The 4,125-nt window shown below is 35.7% G+C and carries 6 protein-coding genes; 2 read left to right on the forward strand and 4 right to left on the reverse strand.

From position 1 onward, the window contains the following. Positions 1–69: 69 nt before the first annotated feature. The 4 genes from EDC37_RS12080 to thiS are packed head-to-tail and all read right to left on the reverse strand — an operon-like array spanning position 70 to position 1,908. Entirely contained in the window at positions 70–465 is a 396-nt protein-coding gene (locus EDC37_RS12080; protein ID WP_243642195.1) for a hypothetical protein, read from the reverse strand. 12 nt (positions 466–477) lie between these two features. Further along, on the reverse strand, positions 478–885 hold the full coding sequence (locus tag EDC37_RS12085; protein ID WP_132551707.1) for a M67 family metallopeptidase: 408 nt from the start codon (positions 883–885) through the stop codon (positions 478–480). A 4-nt stretch (positions 886–889) separates the two neighbouring features. Beyond that, positions 890–1,702 carry a HesA/MoeB/ThiF family protein gene (locus EDC37_RS12090; protein WP_132551709.1) on the reverse strand — a complete coding sequence of 271 codons (813 nt, stop codon included), beginning with the start codon at positions 1,700–1,702 and terminating at the stop codon, positions 890–892. Continuing rightward, positions 1,699–1,908, reverse strand: a complete 210-nt coding sequence (gene thiS, locus EDC37_RS12095) for a sulfur carrier protein ThiS (RefSeq protein WP_132551711.1) — start codon at positions 1,906–1,908, stop codon at positions 1,699–1,701. The genes EDC37_RS12090 and thiS overlap by 4 nt, the downstream gene beginning before the upstream one ends. 429 nt (positions 1,909–2,337) lie before the next feature. Here thiS and EDC37_RS12335 point away from each other — a divergent pair, with 429 nt between their 5' ends. Continuing rightward, positions 2,338–2,703, forward strand: coding sequence for a YezD family protein (locus tag EDC37_RS12335; RefSeq protein WP_165874522.1), 366 nt, complete (start codon positions 2,338–2,340; stop codon positions 2,701–2,703). A gap of 380 nt (positions 2,704–3,083) precedes the next feature. Next, on the forward strand, positions 3,084–3,674 hold the full coding sequence (locus EDC37_RS12105; RefSeq protein WP_132551713.1) for a nitroreductase family protein: 591 nt from the start codon (positions 3,084–3,086) through the stop codon (positions 3,672–3,674). Positions 3,675–4,125: the final 451 nt, after the last annotated feature.

A 4,125-nucleotide genomic window follows, 5' to 3' on the forward strand; every position in this document is an offset into this window, starting at 1 on the left:
GTGCTATGTAAAATTTTAACACAAAAAGAGGATCGCCTGCTCATTCGAGCAAGAGATCCTCTTTTGTTTTTATAGGGATGTTATTTCACAGCCCCCATATCTTTTTTCTAGATTTTCAGCTACATCAACTGTATTGATAAGACCAGAGGAACAGATACTATTTCCCTGGCAGGCAGTTATTGTCCTTACTCTTGGGCCGCATACACCAACTTGTACCCCACCTGCTGCCAATTCTTGTTTTACTTGGTCGATGTTATTTATATTTATAAAAGGAATTTCTACACCTTGTCTTGATGTCAAATGAATATAGCCATGACCATATTTGTCTGCTACTTTTTGGATTGTTTGTAGATGCTGTGTAGTTAAATGGCCACCGACCGATTTAAGGCGCATAGAAAAATAACCTTTTTGGATCTGGCGCATAAAACCGCCTTTTTTAAGTTCCTTGTAATCAACATTCCCCACTAACTTCTCCCCCTATAATATGGTAATTGATTCCTCTTGGGAATTCTTATTTTCTATTTTAAAACTTTTTAATACGGGGTCTTTTTCAGCTAAAGATAAAATCAAATAGCTAATTGATGGGTCAAAGGCCAATCTTTTATCTTCAACTGACGGCCTTGCCGGTGATGCCGGATGGCTGTGAAAATTGCCAAGCAGCGCATAACCATGTTTGCGCATGTCTTTGACAGCAGCAAACTGTTCCTTAGGGTCCATAGAAAAATGTTCTGGACTGTGATCTGTATTGGTCAAAAAGAATACTTTTTCAACAGTGCGTTCATTATTTTTGATATAGCCGCCTAAAAGACCGCAGGCTTCGTCGGGTAGATTTTTGCGTGCATAGTCGATAATACTTTCTAATTGAGCTTTTTTTAAAATAATCATGATTTCACCTTTTAAATTCACATTGAGGTTGATCATAATCTATCAGTTTAGTGATAGTGGGATGATCACCGCAGACACCGCATTTAGGGTTATGGGGAATTTTTATTTTCCTAAATTCCATATTTAAGGCATCATAGGTTAATAAGTAACCGTTCAGCAGTTTGCCGATGCCGAGAACGTATTTTATAGCTTCAGTGGCCTGGATGGTACCGATTACTCCGCCCATAACACCGAGAACACCTGCTTGCTTACATGTAGGTACAGCATCAGGAGGGGGCGGAGTCTGAAATACGCAACGGTAACATGGTCCGTGGCCGGGCAGGTAAGTCATAGTCTGTCCCTTGAAACGGATGATACCAGCATGTGAAAAAGGTTTTTGTAAAAAGACGCAGGCATCATTAATTAGAAACTTAGCAGGAAAATTGTCCGTAGCATCAATGATAAAATCGTAATCTTTATCTTTAATAATATCAGTAATATTACTGGAATTTATTATTTCTTCATATGTAGTTACGTCCACATCCGGGTTCATTTCGTTGATCGTTTCTTTGCCTGATTGGACTTTGGGTTTATCAACATCACGGGTAAAATGGATTATCTGGCGCTGTAAATTGGAAAGTTCTACAGTATCAAAATCAACTAGACCTATATTGCCAATACCTGCCGCAGCTAAAAACATGGCTGCAGGAGCACCAAGACCGCCTGTACCGATAATGAGCACCTTTGATGACAATAATTTCTTTTGTCCTTTACCGCCTATTTCTTTTAAGATAATATGGCGTGAATAACGTTGCATTTGTTCATTGGTGAGATTCATAATTGGCCACCACCCATGAAATAAAGATATTCGACTGAATCACCATCATTTACTAATGTAGTTGCAAAATCATTGCGGTCGATAAATTCATCGTTGACTTGGACCGTAACATATTCTGGTGTTTCTGCGTGTGTAATAACAAGTAATTCCTCAATATTGACAGCTTTCTCTAGGACAGTTTCTTCCCCATTAACAGTTATTTTCATGATTCTTCCTCCTGATGTTATATAAGCTATAAGTAAAAAAAGGTCAGGAAAACAGACGGAAAAATACATCTGATTTCCTGGCCTTTAGTTTTCTAATTAGCCCGAAAATAATCATATATAGAATAGCATTACATTTTAAAACTGTCAATGTGTTACTGCTTATAACACATGCTAAATGTATAAATATTACAAATCGTAAATGTTGTATATTAATATATTTTTTTAAGTAAAAATATGCTTTGTATTATTGTAAAACATTCATTTTATTGGATAGTTTTTTTATGCAAAAAGCTAAATTTGCATACGTGGATTTATCGTAGAATGAGCTCTAGAATATTGACAAAATATGCATAATTTATTATAATTACTCGTATTAGCCTGATCATATCTTATTTATAATATATGATCAGTTCAATTGGAGAGAATAAGATGGTAAATGGCAAAAACGCAGCGGCATTATCAAAAATAAATAGCAGTGCCATGAAGATTATTAAAAAATTATTGCGAGAAGTTTTCCATGGCGAAATTACTTTGATAGTACAGAATTCTTGTCTGATTCAAGTAGAACGGAACGAAAAAATTCGGCTGGCCGATATTGCCAAATATGATCAATATGCTGCAAAAGCAGCGCTTATAGATTATGCTCCTGTATGTCGGAAAATCCAGCAAGAGTTTAGTGATTTGGAATACGGTAATATTGTAGTAATAATAAAATCAGGACGAGTAGTGCAAGTTGAACGGACGGAAAAACATCGTTTCCAAGGTTTTACAGGAATGGATGGAGAAGGTATTTAATAAATTTAACAAAAAAGCTGCCAGTTATTGAACTGGTAGCTTTTTTATGTTCAGAAAAACGGGCGGACTGCGTTAAATAAAATTTTATAGCATAGATGAAAAAAGTTATCATTGCTGTTAAAATTGTTTCATTTGTATTGGAAGCTTCGGTTTGAGGATTATTTTTATAAATAAAATGGTGATAATTATGAGTTATTATAGTTGTTCCGTTTACCAATTTTAATGTAATTACAACTGTAGCAATAGTGCTATAATAATAAAAAGGTATTGAGATAGTATTTTTCTCAGTTTGGCAAAGTTCCGACAGAGTGCCAAGATCCTTTTGTATAGTTTACGATCCGGTTTTGGTATTTGACCACCGGCAATAAGGAGGACTCAATATGAACCAAGTTTTCGATGTAATAAAAAGCAGGAGAAGTGTAAGAAGATACCTACCCAAGCAAATTAAAGAAGAAGAATTGAACGCCATAATCGAAGCGGCTTCCTATGCACCTAGCGGGCACAACTGCCAGCCATGGCATTTTACCATCATTCAAAACAAAGCTTTGATTGAATCAATGAACAAAAAAATTAAACAGCAGATGGTTCTGTCCTCACACGATTGGGCAAATAGAATGGGGGCTTCTGAGCAGTATCATGTATTTCATCATGCACCGACTGTAGTGATTGTTTCTGGAGATAAGACTGCTACTTCGCCGTTACCGCTAGCTGGTACTGATATTCGTTACACACCTTTGGTAGATTGCGCTGCAGCTATCGAAAATATTTTGCTGGCTGCGGAAAGCTTGGGAATAGGCAGCTGCTGGCTTGGTGTAGTTAACCTCTTTTTTGAATTACCGGAAGTAAAGGAATTAGGGATTCCAGACAGCTACCAGCCCTATTTTGCCGTTACACTTGGTTATAAGGATACTAGTACTGCTTTGCAAGTTGCACCTAAGCGCCGGACTGGCATAGTAAGTTATATCCGTTGATTGATCGTTTTGGAACAGCTAGAGAAGAAAAGGCTCCCTTTTATTTTGAAAAGGCAGCTTTTTTCTATATTTTAGAATAGAAAAGAATGCAAAGCTTTTAATCAATAGATATGGTGTTTTTGTATTTGGATGGCTGCTAAGAAAATTTAAGCTAAGTTTAATGCTTGCTATAATTTTAAAAAGATAAAATGAGAATTTTTTGTTAAAAAGTGGGGTTATTGTTAAAATCATTCAATGATACTATGACAGAAGATGTAATTAGACATGGTAAGTGTGTATTAAGTAGTTATTTTTTCGCTATCAGTTAAGAGTTAAAATTTACATAATATAAAATTCGATTATAAAATTTTTGAAGGCTTAAATTGCAATATCAAATTGAACAGTTTGTAAATCCACTAACTGCCTAACTTCTTCTAAAAATACTTCTTGAGGAGTTTTATATCCCAATAAT

The organism is Pectinatus cerevisiiphilus (genome assembly GCF_004341685.1).
In the GTDB taxonomy this organism is placed as follows: domain Bacteria; phylum Bacillota; class Negativicutes; order Selenomonadales; family Selenomonadaceae; genus Pectinatus; species Pectinatus cerevisiiphilus.

What these genes read in the sequence shown, in the direction of transcription:
- EDC37_RS12085 (WP_132551707.1), bottom strand. Translation starts at nt 885, where the DNA reads ATGATTATTTTAAAAAAAGCTCAATTAGAAAGTATTATCGACTATGCA.
- EDC37_RS12090 (WP_132551709.1), bottom strand. Translation starts at nt 1,702, where the DNA reads ATGAATCTCACCAATGAACAAATGCAACGTTATTCACGCCATATTATC.
- thiS (WP_132551711.1), bottom strand. Translation starts at nt 1,908, where the DNA reads ATGAAAATAACTGTTAATGGGGAAGAAACTGTCCTAGAGAAAGCTGTC.
- EDC37_RS12335 (WP_165874522.1), top strand. Translation starts at nt 2,338, where the DNA reads ATGGTAAATGGCAAAAACGCAGCGGCATTATCAAAAATAAATAGCAGT.
- EDC37_RS12105 (WP_132551713.1), top strand. Translation starts at nt 3,084, where the DNA reads ATGAACCAAGTTTTCGATGTAATAAAAAGCAGGAGAAGTGTAAGAAGA.